The 15463-nt window shown below is 69.0% G+C and carries 12 protein-coding genes; 4 read left to right on the forward strand and 8 right to left on the reverse strand.

Going from position 1 to position 15463, the window contains the following annotated elements:
• Nucleotides 1–81 precede the first annotated feature (81 nt).
• The 8 genes from ABZ659_RS27845 to dnaA all read right to left on the reverse strand — a co-directional run bounded on the left by ABZ659_RS27845 (nucleotide 82) and on the right by dnaA (nucleotide 12854).
• Nucleotides 82–912: a DUF3566 domain-containing protein gene (locus ABZ659_RS27845; RefSeq protein WP_360225106.1), complete on the reverse strand. Its 831-nt coding sequence runs from the start codon at nucleotides 910–912 to the stop codon at nucleotides 82–84.
• An 18-nt stretch (nucleotides 913–930) separates the two neighbouring features.
• Complete coding sequence (gene gyrA / locus ABZ659_RS27850) at nucleotides 931–3528, reverse strand: DNA gyrase subunit A (protein ID WP_360225108.1); 2598 nt, start codon at nucleotides 3526–3528, stop codon at nucleotides 931–933.
• A 42-nt stretch (nucleotides 3529–3570) separates the two neighbouring features.
• Complete coding sequence (gyrB, locus tag ABZ659_RS27855; RefSeq protein WP_360225110.1) at nucleotides 3571–5643, reverse strand: DNA topoisomerase (ATP-hydrolyzing) subunit B; 2073 nt, start codon at nucleotides 5641–5643, stop codon at nucleotides 3571–3573.
• 385 nt (nucleotides 5644–6028) lie between these two features.
• Complete coding sequence (locus ABZ659_RS27860) at nucleotides 6029–6646, reverse strand: DUF721 domain-containing protein (protein ID WP_360225112.1); 618 nt, start codon at nucleotides 6644–6646, stop codon at nucleotides 6029–6031.
• Nucleotides 6643–7764, reverse strand: coding sequence for a DNA replication/repair protein RecF (recF, locus tag ABZ659_RS27865; protein ID WP_360225114.1), 1122 nt, complete (start codon nucleotides 7762–7764; stop codon nucleotides 6643–6645). The genes ABZ659_RS27860 and recF overlap by 4 nt, the downstream gene beginning before the upstream one ends.
• A gap of 86 nt (nucleotides 7765–7850) precedes the next feature.
• Nucleotides 7851–8726, reverse strand: a complete 876-nt coding sequence (gnd, locus tag ABZ659_RS27870) for a phosphogluconate dehydrogenase (NAD(+)-dependent, decarboxylating) (protein ID WP_360225116.1) — start codon at nucleotides 8724–8726, stop codon at nucleotides 7851–7853.
• 173 nt (nucleotides 8727–8899) lie between these two features.
• A complete protein-coding gene (dnaN, locus tag ABZ659_RS27875; protein WP_360225118.1) occupies nucleotides 8900–10030 on the reverse strand; it encodes a DNA polymerase III subunit beta in 1131 nt (376 codons plus the stop codon).
• Between the two features lie 904 nt (nucleotides 10031–10934).
• On the reverse strand, nucleotides 10935–12854 hold the full coding sequence (gene dnaA / locus ABZ659_RS27880) for a chromosomal replication initiator protein DnaA (RefSeq protein WP_360225120.1): 1920 nt from the start codon (nucleotides 12852–12854) through the stop codon (nucleotides 10935–10937).
• A gap of 396 nt (nucleotides 12855–13250) precedes the next feature.
• Here dnaA and rpmH point away from each other — a divergent pair, with 396 nt between their 5' ends.
• The 4 genes from rpmH to yidC are packed head-to-tail and all read left to right on the forward strand — an operon-like array spanning nucleotide 13251 to nucleotide 15448.
• The gene (gene rpmH / locus ABZ659_RS27885; RefSeq protein ID WP_003949374.1) at nucleotides 13251–13388 is read left to right on the forward strand and encodes a 50S ribosomal protein L34; all 138 of its coding nucleotides are present in this window, start codon (nucleotides 13251–13253) and stop codon (nucleotides 13386–13388) included.
• A 21-nt stretch (nucleotides 13389–13409) separates the two neighbouring features.
• The gene (gene rnpA / locus ABZ659_RS27890; RefSeq protein ID WP_210922181.1) at nucleotides 13410–13781 is read left to right on the forward strand and encodes a ribonuclease P protein component; all 372 of its coding nucleotides are present in this window, start codon (nucleotides 13410–13412) and stop codon (nucleotides 13779–13781) included.
• Nucleotides 13778–14140 (forward strand): membrane protein insertion efficiency factor YidD, encoded by a 363-nt coding sequence (gene yidD / locus ABZ659_RS27895; RefSeq protein WP_360225122.1) that lies wholly within the window; start codon nucleotides 13778–13780, stop codon nucleotides 14138–14140. Before rnpA ends, yidD begins: the two co-directional genes overlap by 4 nt.
• A 3-nt stretch (nucleotides 14141–14143) precedes the next feature.
• Complete coding sequence (yidC, locus tag ABZ659_RS27900; RefSeq protein ID WP_360225124.1) at nucleotides 14144–15448, forward strand: membrane protein insertase YidC; 1305 nt, start codon at nucleotides 14144–14146, stop codon at nucleotides 15446–15448.
• Nucleotides 15449–15463 lie beyond the last annotated feature (15 nt).

Below are 15463 nucleotides of genomic sequence, written 5' to 3' on the forward strand. Positions count from 1 at the left end.
CTGTGCGGTGCATGTCCGCGCGCTGACTCCTGAAGATTAGCGCACGACCGGGGCAGTCCCAAAATCGATAGTCGCGGGGCCTCACTCGTCCTCGGCGAGGGTCAGTTCCACGCCGCCGACGAAACCGGCGGAGAGGTTGTAGATGAAGGCGCCGAGGGTGGCGAGGGCCGTCGCCAGGACGACGTCGATCACCGCGATGATCGCCGTGAACATCAGGACGTTGGGCAGCGACAGGAAGGCCTGCAGGTCGAAGCCGTTCGACTCGTTGGAGCCGGTGGCCTCGGAGATCGTGCCGCCGACCGTCGAGAACACGCCCATCGCGTCCATGACCATCCACAGCACGGCCGACGCGACGATGGTGCAGACGCCCAGGGCGATGGAGAGCAGGAAGCTGACCTTCATCACCGACCACGGGTCGGCCTTGGCCACCCGCAGCCGCGCCTTGCGGACCCGCGGCGTGGTGCGCGCGCCGGTGCGCGGGCGGCGTACGCCCGCGGCGGGGCCTGCGGGCCCCGCGACCGCCGTCGGGCCGCCCCCCGCGGCCTGTGCGCCCTGTCCGCCGCCCTGCGACGGATAGGCCTGCGGCGGGTGGTAGGGCCCGGCGGGCTGCTGCGGCTGTCGCTCGCCGGGGAGCGGCGATGCCGTCTGCTGGGACGCGGCCGGTGGCTGCGTCTGGCCGCCGGGGGCGGCCGGGCCCGCTCCAGCGGCGTACTGCTGGGTCTGCGGACCTCGGGTGTCCGTCACAGTTCCCCCCTGGGATCCATGCGTCTGTTGTGCGTACGAGGATGATGCCGACGAGGATGCCGAGTCCGGGTCACGCGTGGCGGAGCCACGGCCGCCGCCGTCCGTCTCCGTACCGGCCGTAGAACCGGTGGACGTTCCGGTCGGTCCGGCGCCCGTGGCTCCGCTCACGCTGACTCACTCCTCGTGCTACTCGGCCGGGGGCACCACGCCCTCGTCCGTGCCGGTGGGCGCGGGTGCCTCGGCGGTGGTCTCGTCGACGGTGATGTCACCGTCGACCTCCTCCGCCTCGCGTCCCGCCTCGGCGTTGCGTGCGATACCGACGACGGCATCGCGCTTGCCCAGATTGATCAGTTGGACGCCCATGGTGTCACGGCCCGTCTCCCTGACCTCGTTGACTCGCGTACGAATCACACCGCCGCCCAGCGTGATGGCGAGGATCTCGTCGGTCTCCTCGACCACCAGCGCGCCGACGAGCGAACCGCGGTCCTCAACGATCTTGGCGGCCTTGATACCGAGGCCGCCGCGTCCCTGGACGCGGTACTCGTCGACAGCGGTCCGCTTCGCGTACCCACCGTCGGTAGCAGTGAACACGAACGTACCGGGTCGAACAACATTCATCGAGAGCAGCTCGTCCCCCTCGCGGAAACTCATGCCCTTGACGCCCGAGGTCGCGCGGCCCATGGGACGCAGCGTGTCGTCCGTCGCGGTGAACCTGATCGACTGTGCCTTTCGGCTGATCAGCAGCAGATCGTCGTCGGGCGAGACGAGTTCGGCTCCGATCAGTTCGTCGTCGGTTCCGTCCTCCTTCTCCCGGAGGTTGATCGCGATGACGCCGCCGGAGCGCGGGGAATCGTAATCCTTCAGCGGCGTCTTCTTGACCAGACCGGCCTTCGTGGCGAGCACCAGGTACGGCGCCGCCTCGTAGTCACGGATCGCGAGGATCTCGGCGATCGCCTCGTCCGGCTGGAAGGCCAGCAGGTTGGCGACGTGCTGACCGCGCGCGTCCCGCCCGGCGTCGGGCAGCTCGTACGCCTTCACGCGGTAGACGCGGCCCTTGTTGGTGAAGAACAGCAGCCAGTGGTGGGTCGTGGAGACGAAGAAGTGGTCGACGATGTCGTCTTCCCTCAGCTTCGTCCCGCGCACGCCCTTGCCGCCGCGCTTCTGCGCCCGGTAGTCGACGGTCTTGGTGCGCTTGACGTAGCCCCCGCGCGTGACGGTGACCACGATGTCCTCCTCGGCGATGAGGTCCTCGATGGACATGTCACCGTCGTAGGGCACCAGCATGGTCTTGCGGTCGTCGCCGTACTTCTCGACGATCGCGGTCAGCTCCGCGCTGACGATGCCGCGCTGGCGGACCGGGGAGGCGAGGATCTCGTTGTACTCGCGGATCTTCGCCTGGAGTTCGTCGTGCTCCTGGACGATCTTCTGGCGCTCCAGGGCGGCCAGCCGCCGCAGCTGCATCTCCAGGATGGCGTTGGCCTGGATCTCGTCGATCTCCAGCAGGCCCATCAGGCCCGTACGGGCGATGTCGACGGTGTCGCTGCGCCGGATCAGCGCGATGACCTCGTCGATGGCGTCCAGGGCCTTCAGCAGGCCGCGCAGGATGTGCGCCCGCTCCTCGGCCTTGCGCAGCCGGAAGCGCGTACGGCGGACGATGACCTCGATCTGGTGCGTCACCCAGTGGCGGATGAACGCGTCCAGGGAGAGCGTGCGCGGGACGCCGTCGACCAGGGCCAGCATGTTGGCGCCGAAGTTGGTCTGGAGGTCCGTGTGCTTGTACAGGTTGTTCAGGACGACCTTGGCGACCGCGTCCCTCTTCAGGACGATGACCAGGCGCTGGCCCGTGCGGGACGACGTCTCGTCGCGGACGTCGGCGATGCCGCCGAGCTTGCCGTCCTTCACGCCGTCGGCGATCTTCTGCGCGAGGTTGTCGGGGTTCACCTGGTACGGCAGCTCCGTGACCACCAGGCACTGGCGGTTCTGGATCTCCTCGACCTCGACGACCGCGCGCATGGTGATCGAGCCACGGCCCGTGCGGTACGCCTCCTCGATGCCCTTGCGGCCGACGACGAGCGCGCCGGTCGGGAAGTCCGGGCCCTTGATCCGCTCGATGAGCGCGTCCAGCAGCTCCTCGTGCGTGGCCTCGGGGTTCTCCAGGTACCACTGGGCGCCCGCCGCGACCTCGCGCAGGTTGTGCGGCGGGATGTTGGTTGCCATGCCGACCGCGATGCCCGCCGAGCCGTTGATCAGCAGGTTCGGGAAGCGGGAGGGCAGGACGGTCGGCTCCTGGGAGCGGCCGTCGTAGTTGTCCGTGAAGTCGACGGTCTCCTCGTCGATGTCGCGGACCATCTCCATCGACAGCGGCGCCATCTTGCACTCGGTGTACCGCATGGCCGCCGCCGGGTCGTTGCCCGGCGAGCCGAAGTTGCCGTTGGAGTCCACCAGCGGCATCCGCATCGACCACGACTGCGCCAGGCGGACCAGCGCGTCGTAGATCGAGGAGTCGCCGTGCGGGTGGTAGTTGCCCATGACGTCGCCGACGACGCGGGCGCACTTGTAGAAGCCGCGCTCGGGGCGGTAGCCGCCGTCGTACATCGCGTACAGGACGCGGCGGTGGACGGGCTTGAGTCCGTCACGGACGTCCGGCAGCGCGCGCGAGACGATGACGGACATCGCGTAGTCGAGGTACGAGCGCTGCATCTCCGTCTCGAGCCCGACGGGCTCGACGCGCATACCCAGGGCGTCGCCCTCCGGCGTCGTCACGGGAGTGTTCTCGTCGGTCATTGCTGGTGAAGGTCCTTCCTGGTGCGGTCAGCTGAGACCGACTCAGATGTCGAGGAAGCGGACGTCCTTGGCGTTGCGCTGGATGAACTGGCGGCGGGCCTCGACGTCCTCGCCCATGAGGACCGAGAACAGGTCGTCGGCCTGGGCGGCGTCGTCGAGGGTGACCTGGCCGAGGACGCGGTGCTCCTGGTCCATCGTCGTGATGCGCAGCTCCTCGGCGTTCATCTCGCCGAGACCCTTGAAGCGCTGCACCGAGTCGTCCCGGATGCGCTTGCCCGCCTGGCGGCCCAGCTCGATCAGCGCGTCACGCTCGCGGTCGGAGTACGCGTACTCGAAGTCGTCCTTGCCCCACTTGATCTTGTAGAGCGGGGGACGGGACAGGAACACGTGCCCGGCCTCGACCAGCGGCCGCATGAAGCGGAACAGGAAGGTCAGCAGCAGGGTGTTGATGTGCTGGCCGTCGACGTCCGCGTCCGCCATCAGGATGATCTTGTGGTAGCGCAGCTTCTCGATGTCGAAGTCCTCGTGGACCCCGGTACCGAAGGCCGAGATCAGCGCCTGGATCTCCTGGTTCTGGAGGATCTTGTCGATCCGCGCCTTCTCGACGTTGAGGATCTTGCCGCGGATCGGCAGGATCGCCTGGTACTCCGGGTTCCGGCCGGACTTGGCCGAGCCGCCGGCGGAGTCGCCCTCGACGATGAAGATCTCGCACTTGGTGGGGTCGTTCGACTGGCAGTCGGAGAGCTTGCCCGGCAGGGACGCCGTCTCCAGCAGGCCCTTGCGGCGGGTCAGGTCGCGCGCCTTGCGGGCCGCCACGCGCGCGGTGGCCGCCTGGATGCCCTTGCGGATGATGTCCGCGGCCTCGTTCGGGTTGCGGTCCAGCCAGTCGTTGAGGTGTTCGTAGACCGCCTTCTGGACGAAGGTCTTCGCCTCCGTGTTGCCCAGTTTGGTCTTGGTCTGGCCCTCGAACTGCGGCTCGCTCAGCTTCACCGAGATGATCGCGGTCAGACCCTCGCGGATGTCGTCGCCCGTGAGGTTGTCGTCCTTCTCGCGGAGCAGCTTCTTGTCGCGCGCGTACTTGTTGATGAGGTTGGTGAGCGCCGCGCGGAAGCCCTCCTCGTGGGTGCCGCCCTCATGCGTGTGGATGATGTTGGCGAAGGAGTACACGCCCTCGCTGTAGCCGCTGTTCCACTGCATCGCGACTTCGAGGGAGAGGCTCTTGTCCTTGTCCTCCGCCTCCAGGTCGATGACCGTGGGGTGCACCACCTCGCCCTTGCGGGAGTTGAGGTACCTCACGAAGTCGACGATGCCGCCCTCGTAGTGGTACGTGACGGCCTTGACCTCGGCCGTCTCGTCCGCGCCCGCCTCGTCCGCCCCGGAGGTGGCCTTCGCCGACTCGCGCTCGTCCGTGAGCTTGATCGTCAGACCCTTGTTGAGGAACGCCATCTCCTGGAAGCGCCGCGAGAGCGTCTCGAAGGAGTAGTCGGTCGTCTCGAAGATGTCCGCGTCGGCCCAGAAGGTGACCGAGGTGCCGGTCTCCTCGATGGCCTCGTGCTTCGCCAGCGGGGCGGTCGGTACGCCCATCTTGTAGTCCTGCGTCCAGCGGTGGCCGTCGGTGCGGACCTCCACGGAGACCTTGCTCGACAGGGCGTTCACGACCGAGACGCCGACACCGTGCAGACCACCGGAGACCGCGTACCCGCCGCCGCCGAACTTTCCGCCCGCGTGCAGCACGGTCAGCACGACCTCGACGGCGGGCTTGCCCTCGGACGGGACGATGCCCACCGGGATGCCACGGCCGTTGTCGACGACGCGGACGCCGCCGTCGGCGAGGATCGTCACCTCGATCGTGTCCGCGTGGCCGGCCAGCGCCTCGTCGACGGAGTTGTCGACCACCTCGTACACGAGGTGGTGCAGCCCTCGCTCACCGGTCGAGCCGATGTACATACCGGGACGCTTGCGTACCGCGTCCAGGCCCTCGAGGACGGTGATGGCGCTGGCGTCGTACGACGCCGTGACGGAAGCCTCGGCGACACCGGCCGGGGCCTCGGTGGACGGGATGTTGTCGTTGGGGTTGCCGGAATCGGCCACGAAGCGCCCTTTCTGGCACAGCACGAGCCGGGCTCGGCGGCGGTTGCCGGAGCGGCTGCGGCATGTTGCGGTGGTAAGCCTTGATCAGCGTTGCTCAGCGTTTCCCGGACGGTCCCCACGTTCGGGGCGGGATTGTCTTCCAGTCTACCGGTAGCACTGACACTGATGGGGGTTTGCCGGTACCTGAGTCCTCATGTGCCGCCCTGAACGACGCTCGTCCGACTCCCGATATGCGGAAGGGGGCTCCAAGAGGCTCACAGAGGCACTCAGCGCTTCGGGACGTCAACCCTTTGCTACTCCAGGGTCAGGTCGGGATTCGCCCTCGTGTGCGCCGGGCGCGCGGGCCCCTCCACAAGGGACGTACGGGGGCGTCCGGGAAGACGCGCCGGAGCTCTCCACGTGACGTTCGTCACCCGTAGGTGTCGCCGGGCCCGGTGCTCCCCGGAGCCCGCAGCGGGCCGTAGCGGCGGGCCGGGCCGCCGGGGCCGAGCACCTTGATCTGCCGCACCGCGCCGTGCCCGAGGTCCTCGTTGAGCCGGGCGACCAGCGTCGGCGCCAGCAGCCGCAGGTTCGTCGCCCAGGCCGTCGAGTCGCAGCGCACGACCAGCACGCGCTCGTCCTCGTCGTACCGCTCGGGCACGCAGTGCTTGGCCACGTCCTCGCCGACGATCTGCGGCCAGCGCCCCATGACGCCGCCCACCGCCGCCGGGGCCTCCCAGCCACGTTCGGTGATCAGCCGGTTGATCGCCGAGCCGAGCGCCATCGGATCCCGGCCGTCGGCGCGCGCGCCGGAGCGCAGCCCGCCGCGACGCGCCTGCTTGCGCTGCCGCGTCGCGTCCCCACGCGCGCGTGCCTGCTCCCGGGCCGCGCGCAGCGCCACACGCGCGAGGTCGACGCCGGAGTGCGCCGCCTTGTCGGGGCCCGCGGCGGGGGCCCCGTCCGCCGGGGTCTGCCGCGGGATGCCGTCGGGGGCGGCCCCGGACGTTCTCCCGGTGCCGGGGCCGGTGCCGGAGGTGTTGCCGCTCATACGCGCTCCACCGCCCCACCGGACACCGCGTACCGCGCGCCGCTGAGCACATGCGGTACGTCGTCGTCGACCGCGGCCGTCACCAGCACCTGCTCGCCCGGCGCCACCAGCTCCGCCAGCCGCTCCCGGCGCCGGGTGTCCAGCTCGGCGAACACGTCGTCGAGGACCAGCACCGGCTCGTTGCCCTCGGCACGCAGCAGGTCGTAGGAAGCCAGCCGCAGCGCCAGCGCGTACGACCAGGACTCGCCGTGCGAGGCGTACCCCTTCGCGGGCAGCTCGCCCAGCTTGAGCAGCAGGTCGTCGCGGTGCGGTCCCACCAGGGTGACGCCCCGCTCGATCTCCTGCTTGCGGACGTCCGCGAGCGCCGCCGTCAGCTGCTCGAACAGCGCCTCACGCGCGTGTGCCCCGCCGGGCGCCGACGGCTTGTACTCCAGGGTGACGGGGCCACCGCCGGGGGCGAGTTGCTCGTACGCCTTGTCGGCCAGCGGCTGGATCGCCGCGATCAGGTCGAGGCGCTGGGCGAGCAGCTCGGCGCCCACGCGCGCGAGGTGCTGGTCCCAGACGTCGAGCGTGGACAGGTCCACCGAACGCCCGCCGTGACGGCGGGCCAGCGCCGCCGACTTCAGCAGGGTGTTGCGCTGCTTGAGCACGCGGTCGTAGTCCGAGCGGACCCCGGCCATCCGCGGGGAGCGGGCGGTGATCAGCTCGTCCAGGAAGCGGCGCCGCTCCCCGGGGTCGCCCTTGACCAGGGCGAGGTCCTCCGGCGCGAACAGCACCGTGCGCACGATGCCCAGGATGTCCCGTGGTCTGACCTGCGAGGACCGGTTGATACGGGCCCGGTTGGCGCGGCCCGGGTTCAGCTCCAGCTCGACCAGTTGCTGGCGCTCGCCCTGCCGCACCTGTGCCCGGACCACCGCGCACTCGGCGCCCATGCGGACCAGCGGGGCGTCGGAGGAGACGCGGTGGCTGCCGAGGGTGGCGAGGTAGCCGACCGCCTCGACGAGGTTCGTCTTGCCCTGCCCGTTCGGGCCGACGAAGGCCGTGACGCCCGGGTCGAGCGGGACCTCGACCCGGGCGTACGAGCGGAAGTCGGCCAGCGACAGATGCGTGACGTGCATGGTCGTTCGCCGACCTCCCCCGGCGTGGTGGACCGCCGAAACGGTCCTGCTGACACAGTCCTGTGGACTACTTCTTCTCGACCGGGCTACTTCTTCTCGACCGCGTGACCGCCGAACTGGTTCCGCAGCGCCGCGACCATCTTCATCTGCGGTGAGTCCTCCTGCCGCGAGGCGAACCGCGCGAAGAGGGACGCCGTGATCGCGGGCAGCGGCACGGCGTTGTCGATCGCCGCCTCCACGGTCCAGCGGCCCTCGCCGGAGTCCTGGGCGTAGCCGCGCAGCTGCTCCAGGTGCTCGTCCTCGTCGAGGGCGTTGACGGCCAGGTCGAGCAGCCAGGAGCGGATGACCGTGCCCTCCTGCCAGGAGCGGAAGACCTCCCGGACGTCGGTCACGGAGTCGACCTTCTCCAGCAGCTCCCAGCCCTCGGCGTAGGCCTGCATCATGGCGTACTCGATGCCGTTGTGGACCATCTTCGCGAAGTGGCCCGCGCCGACCTTGCCCGCGTGGACGGCGCCGAAGTCGCCCTCAGGCTTGAGCGCGTCGAAGACCGGCTGCACCTTGGCGACGTTCTCCGCGTCGCCGCCGTACATCAGGGCGTAGCCGTTCTCCAGGCCCCAGACGCCGCCGGAGACGCCGCAGTCGACGAAGCCGATGCCCTTGGCGGCCAGCTCCGCGGCGTGCTTCTCGTCGTCCGTCCAGCGCGAGTTGCCGCCGTCCACGACCACGTCGCCGGGCTCCAGCAGCTCGGCGAGCTGGTCGATGGTCGTCTGGGTGGGCTCGCCGGCCGGGACCATCACCCAGACCACGCGCGGGCCGGAGAGCTTGCCCACAAGCTCCTCCAGGCTGTGGACATCGGCGAGATCCGCGTTGCGGTCGTAGCCGAGGACGGTGTGGCCGGCGCGGCGGATCCGCTCGCGCATGTTGCCGCCCATCTTGCCGAGGCCGACGAGACCGAGCTCCATCAGTTGTGTTCCTTAGGTTCGCGAGGTGGCGTTACGGCCGTCCGTGCCGCGGCGCGGTCGCCCCGCGGCACTTTCGTACCCACGTACGAGCCTAAACCCGGACGCTCATGCACACCTGTGGGCATACGCGCTCATACGTACGCCCCCACCTGCGGCTTCTCGGGGAGCCCGAGTCAGCCGCTCAGCCGGACCGGCATGATCAGGTACTTGTACGCGTCGTCCGCCTCGGCGTCCAGCGCGGGCTTGCCGCTGAGCAGCGCGGGCTTGGTGGACGTCGTGAAGGACAGCTGCGCCACCGGGGAGTCGATCGCGCTCAGGCCGTCCAGCAGGAAGGTCGGGTTGAAGGCGATCGAGATGTCGTCGCCCTCCAGCTGGGCGTCGACCCTTTCCACAGCCTGTGCGTCGTCGCTGGAACCGGCCTCCAGGATGAGCACGCCCTGCTCGAAGCTGAGCCGCACCGGGGTGTTGCGCTCGGCGACCAGGGCCACGCGCTTGACGGCCTCCACGAAGGGCGCGGTCTCGATCACGGCGACGCTGTTGAACTCGGTCGGGAACAGCGTGCGGTACTTCGGGAGGTCACCCTCCAGCAGACGGGTCGTCGTACGGCGACCGGCGCCCTCGAAGCCGATGAGGCCCTCGCCCGCGCCGGAGCCGGACAGCGCCAGGATCACGCTGTCGCCGCTCGTGAGCGCCTTGGCGGTGTCCAGGAGCGTCTTGGCGGGCACCAGGGCGACGGCGGAGGTGTCGGGGTTCTCCGGCTTCCACAGGAACTCGCGGACCGCGAAGCGGTAGCGGTCGGTGGAGGCCAGCGTGACCGTGTCGCCCTCGATCTCGATACGGACGCCGGTGAGGACGGGCAGCGTGTCGTCGCGGCCCGCGGCGATGGCGACCTGCTGCACGGCGGAGGCGAAGACCTCGCCGGGGACCGTGCCCGTCGCGTTCGGCATCTGCGGCAGCGCCGGGTACTCCTCCACCGGCAGGGTGTGGAGCGTGAAGCGGGAGGAGCCGCAGACCACCGTCGCCCGTACACCGTCTGTGGAGATCTCCACCGGCCGGTTGGGGAGCGCGCGCGAGATGTCGGCGAGCAGGCGCCCCGAGACGAGGACCGTGCCCTCCTCCTCGACCTCGGCCTCGACGCTGACACGCGCGGAGACCTCGTAGTCGAAGCTGGACAGGCTCAGCTGGCCGTCCTCGGCCTTCAGGAGCAGGCCGGCGAGCACAGGCGCCGGCGGACGGGCCGGGAGGCTGCGCGCCGCCCAGGCCACTGCCTCCGCGAGTACGTCGCGTTCCACCCGGATCTTCACGGTTAGCCGCCTCCTGCTGTTGCCGGCGCTTCTCGCCCTGCTTCGCTTCGTCGTCTGTCTTGGTGTCGACGGTCCCGGGACGGGAAGGACACCGGGGAACAGTCTGACGCACGGCACTGACAGTAGGTGCCTCTCGGGGTCAAGTCGTGACGAGGGGCAGCCGGGCGCCGAGCCGCGAGTTGTGCACAGGACCCGCTTCGAAACGAATTCCCCGCTCTAACTGGTTGGGGGTAGTAGTAGGGCCTGTGGATACCGTGGATAACCGCGTTTCCGCAGCTCAGGACGGAGATTTTGTCCACTGGCCCTGTGGGCGGAGGCGGTGGACAACCCGGGTCCGCTGTGGAGAACAGAAAGTTCTGCACACGCCGTGCACAGGGAGGGACGAGTTCTCCCCAGCGTCGTCCCCAGCTTTACCCGTCTTTCCCACAGCCCAATCTGGCACCTTCGTGTGACGCGCTTCACTCGACGCGGTGAGGAGACGCGCCATGTTGCCGAACAGTGGACAGAGCTGTGGAGAAGCCGGCGATCGCTGGGGACAATCGTCCTCAGCCTGTGGGTTGTCGGTGGACAACTCCGTGCACAGCCTGTGGACCGACGTGTCGTCCACAGGCTGTGGAGATCTTTCGTCCACCAATCCACAGGGATCTGACCTGGCTTGATGATCTATCAACAGGGTCGGCTGTGGATACGGTCTGGACAACTTCGCGGTCCCCAGGATGTGGACGGCAGAAAGTCGCCGAATCTGTGGAGAGAGGCCGTAACCCGGCGAGTATTCGAACAGCGGGTGGCGCGCGGGGGAGGGCCGGGGAGACGCCGGAACCCCCCGGGAACGGCGGAGGGCGCCCCCGGGAAGACCTCCGGGGGCGCCCTGGACGCCGTACGAGCGGCCTTCCGGCCGCCGGTGTCAGCCGTTCTTGATGCGGTTCGTCAGCTCCGTCACCTGGTTGTAGATGGAGCGCCGCTCGGCCATCAGATTGCGGATCTTGCGGTCGGCGTGCATCACCGTCGTGTGGTCCCGGCCGCCGAACAGCGCGCCGATCTTCGGCAGCGACAGGTCCGTCAGCTCACGGCACAGGTACATCGCGATCTGGCGGGCCGTGACGAGCTGACGGCCGCGCGAACTGCCGCACAGGTCCTCGACGGTGAGCCCGAAGTAGTCCGCGGTGGCGCTCATGATGGCCGTAGAGGTGATCTCCGGCGTCGAGTCGTCCCCACCGGGGATCAGGTCCTTCAGGACGATCTCGGTGAGGCCCAGGTCCACCGGCTGCCGGTTGAGCGACGCGAACGCCGTCACCCGGATCAGCGCGCCCTCCAGCTCGCGGATGTTGCGCGAGATCCGGGAGGCGATGAACTCCAGCACCTCCGGCGGGGCGTTGAGCTGCTCCTGCACCGCCTTCTTGCGCAGGATCGCGATCCGCGTCTCCAGCTCGGGCGGCTGCACGTCGGTGATCAGGCCCCACTCGAAACGGTTCCGCAGCCGGTCCTCCAGGGTGACCAACTGCTTGGGCGGCCGGTCACTGGAGAGCACGATCTGCTTGTTGGCGTTGTGGAGCGTGTTGAAGGTGTGGAAGAACTCCTCCTGCGTCGACTCCTTGTCCGCGAGGAACTGGATGTCGTCGACGAGCAGGATGTCCATCTCGCGGTAGCGCTTGCGGAAGCTGTCGCCCTTGCCGTCGCGGATGGAGTTGATGAACTCGTTGGTGAACTCCTCCGAGCTGACGTACCGCACGCGCGTGCCCGGGTACAGGCTGCGCGCGTAGTGCCCGATCGCGTGCAGCAGGTGCGTCTTGCCGAGCCCGGACTCCCCGTAGATGAAGAGGGGGTTGTACGCCTTCGCGGGCGCCTCGGCGACGGCCACCGCGGCGGCGTGCGCGAAGCGGTTGGAGGCGCCGATGACGAACGTGTCGAAGAGGTACTTCGGGTTCAGCCGCGCGGTCGGTTCACCGGGGCCGGTCGCCGGGGCGGGCTGCGCGGCCAGCGGGCCGGGGGCGCCGCTGGAGGCGGGCAGCGAGGAGCCGACCGGACCGCCGCGGTGCACGTGCCCGGAACCCGCGGGCGGGTCGGGCAGCTCACGGCGGCCGTCCCGCTGGTCGTAGTCGCCGCGGGCGGACTCGTACTCGGAGCGCTGCTGGTCATAGGACGGACGGTCCACAGGCTGTGGGCGGTAGTCCTGGGCGGGCCCGCCGTACTTGTCCTGGGAGCCGTACGAATCCTGCGGACGGTACGGCTCCTGCGCGCCGTACGGGTCCTGCGCGCCGTACGCGTCGGACGGGCCGTACGACTCCTGCGGCGGCGACGCGTACGGGTCCCGGTCCGGGAAGCCGAGGCGTTGCTGCTGCCAGCCGTAGTCGTCCTGGCCCTGGCGCGGCCAGGCGCCGGGTTCGGGGCGCTGGTACTCCGACGGGTAGGCGGGGCGGGCGGTGGGGAGCTGGTCCCCCGGGTGCTGCTCGCCGCGGTGGCGGCCGTAGCCCTCGTAGGCTCCGGAGGGCGGCTCGGGCTCCTCGTAGCGGTGTTGCTGGGGAGGCGCCGGCGGGGCCGGGGGCTCCCCAGCGGAGTCGTCCACGGTGATCGCGATCCGGATCGGCCGACCGCATTCCCGGCTCAGGGTCTCGCTGACCACCGGGGCGAGACGGCCCTCCAGCACGCCCTTCGCGAATTCGTTCGGTACGGCGAGCAGGGCGGTGTCCGCGACCAGCGCCAGCGGCTGACAGCGGCGGATCCAGTGCTCGTCCTTGGCCTCGACCCCCTGCCCGCGGCCCTCGCCGAGGAGCTGTTCGAGTACTCGCGGCCACACTGCGGCAAGATCGGCGGGTACGTCAGCCACAGGGCACGCTCTCTCATAGTTCCCACGAACGTGTGGTTCACGGGACGGGTCGGGATGTAAATCGGGTGGGGTGGGGACAAGGGAACGAATCGGAGTTCAGTCAAGGTAGTCAGGGCGACGGGTGCGGTTCAAGTTGTTGTCCCCAGCCTGTGGATAGTGTCTCCCGCCGATCCCTGGTTTGACCGAATGGCGCAGCCGCGCGTACCGTAACCAGGTCGAGTTGTCGATGGCTGCTGCCGCCTGCCTCCGATGGGCACAGATCACGTCTCCGCCTCCAGCGGGGGAATTCGGTGATCGGAAAGCGGTGCACTCGGGCGTAACGCGAGCTACTCGTGGGCGCACGGTGACAGCCAGGACGGCACCCCGCCAACCCCGATTTCTTTCTGGAGCCCCCGAGTGAGCAAGCGCACCTTCCAGCCGAACAACCGTCGTCGCGCGAAGACCCACGGCTTCCGGCTGCGTATGCGCACCCGTGCCGGCCGCGCGATCCTCGCGTCCCGCCGTGGCAAGGGTCGCGCCCGTCTGTCCGCCTGATCCCGGTCAGGTCATGACGTCGTGCTGCCCACCGAGAACCGGCTGAGGCGGCGCGAGGACTTCGCGACCGCGGTACGACGAGGCCGCAGGGCTGGACGCCCTCTCCTCGTCGTCCACCTACGAAGCGGTGCAACGGACCCGCACGCGCCTGGGGAGAGCGCTCCCCCGACGCGTGCGGGTTTCGTCGTCAGCAAGGCTGTGGGTGGTGCGGTCGTACGCAACAAAGTCAAGCGCAGACTGCGTCACCTGATGCGGGAGCGAGTCACCGACCTGCCCCCCGGTAGCCTGGTAGTCGTACGGGCGCTGCCCGGTGCGGGCGACGCCGACCATGCACAGCTGGCCCGAGACCTGGATGCCGCCCTTCAGCGGCTGCTGGGAGGGGGTGCGCGATGAAGTACCCGCTGCTGGCGCTGATCAAGCTGTACCAGTGGACGATCAGCCCGCTGCTCGGACCGGTGTGCAAGTACTACCCGTCGTGTTCCCACTACGGCTACACGGCCATCGACCGGCATGGTGCGATCAAGGGCACGGCGCTCACCGCCTGGCGCATCCTCCGGTGCAACCCGTGGTCGCTGGGTGGTGTGGACCATGTCCCGCCACGCAAGCGCCCGCGGTGGCACGAAATGCTGCGCGGTGCGTGGCGCGCACGCAAGGGCGGGCCCTCCGCCGCCGACCCGGCCACCGAGGGACAGAATTCTGTGAGTCCTTCCAGCCCGGCCGCAGAGACCTCGTCCCATGCCCAAGGAGCATGATTAGTGGACACGATTGCCAGCCTGTTCAGCTTCATCACCACACCCGTCTCGTGGGTCATCGTCCAGTTCCACAAGCTGTACGGTGCGATCTTCGGCCCTGACACGGGCTGGGCCTGGGGCCTGTCCATCGTGTCCCTGGTGATTCTGATCCGTATCTGCCTGATCCCGCTCTTCGTGAAGCAGATCAAGGCGACGCGCGCGATGCAGACGCTCCAGCCGGAGATGAAGAAGATCCAGGAGCGCTACAAGAACGACAAGCAGCGTCAGTCCGAAGAGATGATGAAGCTGTACAAGGAGACGGGTACCAACCCGCTCTCCTCGTGCCTTCCCATCCTGGCGCAGTCGCCGTTCTTCTTCGCCCTATACCACGTGCTCAACAGCATCGCGTCGAACGACACCATCGGCGTGATCAACAACCGGCTGCTGGAGAGCGCGCAGAAGGCGCACATCTTCGGTGCTCCGCTGGCCGCGAAGTTCACCGACAGCTCTTCCAAGGTCGAGGCCCTCGGCTCCTCGATCACCGATGTGCGGATCGTCACCGCCATCATGATCGTCCTGATGTCGCTGTCGCAGTTCTACACGCAGCGCCAGTTGATGACGAAGAACGTCGACACCTCGGTGAAGACCCCGTTCATGCAGCAGCAGAAGATGCTGATGTACGTCTTCCCCGTCATCTTCGCCGTCTTCGGTATCAACTTCCCGGTCGGTGTCCTCGTCTACTGGTTGACCACGAACCTGTGGACCATGGGCCAGCAGATGTACGTGATCCACAACAACCCGACTCCGGGTTCCAAGGCGCAGGCCGCCTACCTGGAGCGCCTCTACAAGCAGGTCACGCACCACAGCGCGGCCCGCAACCGCCGCGACCGCGCCATCATCAAGGCGATCGTCGCCAAGGGCCGGGACCGCAACGAGTACGAGCGCAAGTTCATCAACGGCCTGACCAAGGCCGGTCTCGCCGCCCAGACCGACGGCACCGTGACCAAGAGCGACAGCGCGGTCGCCGTCGCCACCGAGGACGGCAGCCCCGCCCCCACGGCCGCCCCCAAGCGGCAGCAGCCCAAGCGGCAGCCCAAGTCCAAGCGCCAGTCCGGCGGTGCCAAGACCTCGTCGTCCGCCGGTGGCGGTGACGCCGAGGGCGGTACCTCCTCCTCGCCGACGTCGCTGAGCAAGTCCGACGAGCCGCAGGGCGGCAAGCCGTCCGGGTCCACCGAGAAGGCGGCACCCAAGTCCGGCGGCGGCCGAAGCCGGGCCCAGTCCGGTCAGCGCAAGGGCCCGCAGCGGCCCAAGTCCCCGACCAAGAAGTAAGAAGGAGTCCATCCC

The sequence above is a fragment of the Streptomyces sp. NPDC006997 genome, from assembly GCF_040635175.1.
Classification (GTDB): domain Bacteria; phylum Actinomycetota; class Actinomycetes; order Streptomycetales; family Streptomycetaceae; genus Streptomyces.

What these genes read in the sequence shown, in the direction of transcription:
- yidD (WP_360225122.1), top strand. Translation starts at nt 13,778, where the DNA reads ATGAAGTACCCGCTGCTGGCGCTGATCAAGCTGTACCAGTGGACGATC.
- recF (WP_360225114.1), bottom strand. Translation starts at nt 7,764, where the DNA reads ATGCACGTCACGCATCTGTCGCTGGCCGACTTCCGCTCGTACGCCCGG.
- ABZ659_RS27860 (WP_360225112.1), bottom strand. Translation starts at nt 6,646, where the DNA reads ATGAGCGGCAACACCTCCGGCACCGGCCCCGGCACCGGGAGAACGTCC.
- gnd (WP_360225116.1), bottom strand. Translation starts at nt 8,726, where the DNA reads ATGGAGCTCGGTCTCGTCGGCCTCGGCAAGATGGGCGGCAACATGCGC.
- gyrA (WP_360225108.1), bottom strand. Translation starts at nt 3,528, where the DNA reads ATGACCGACGAGAACACTCCCGTGACGACGCCGGAGGGCGACGCCCTG.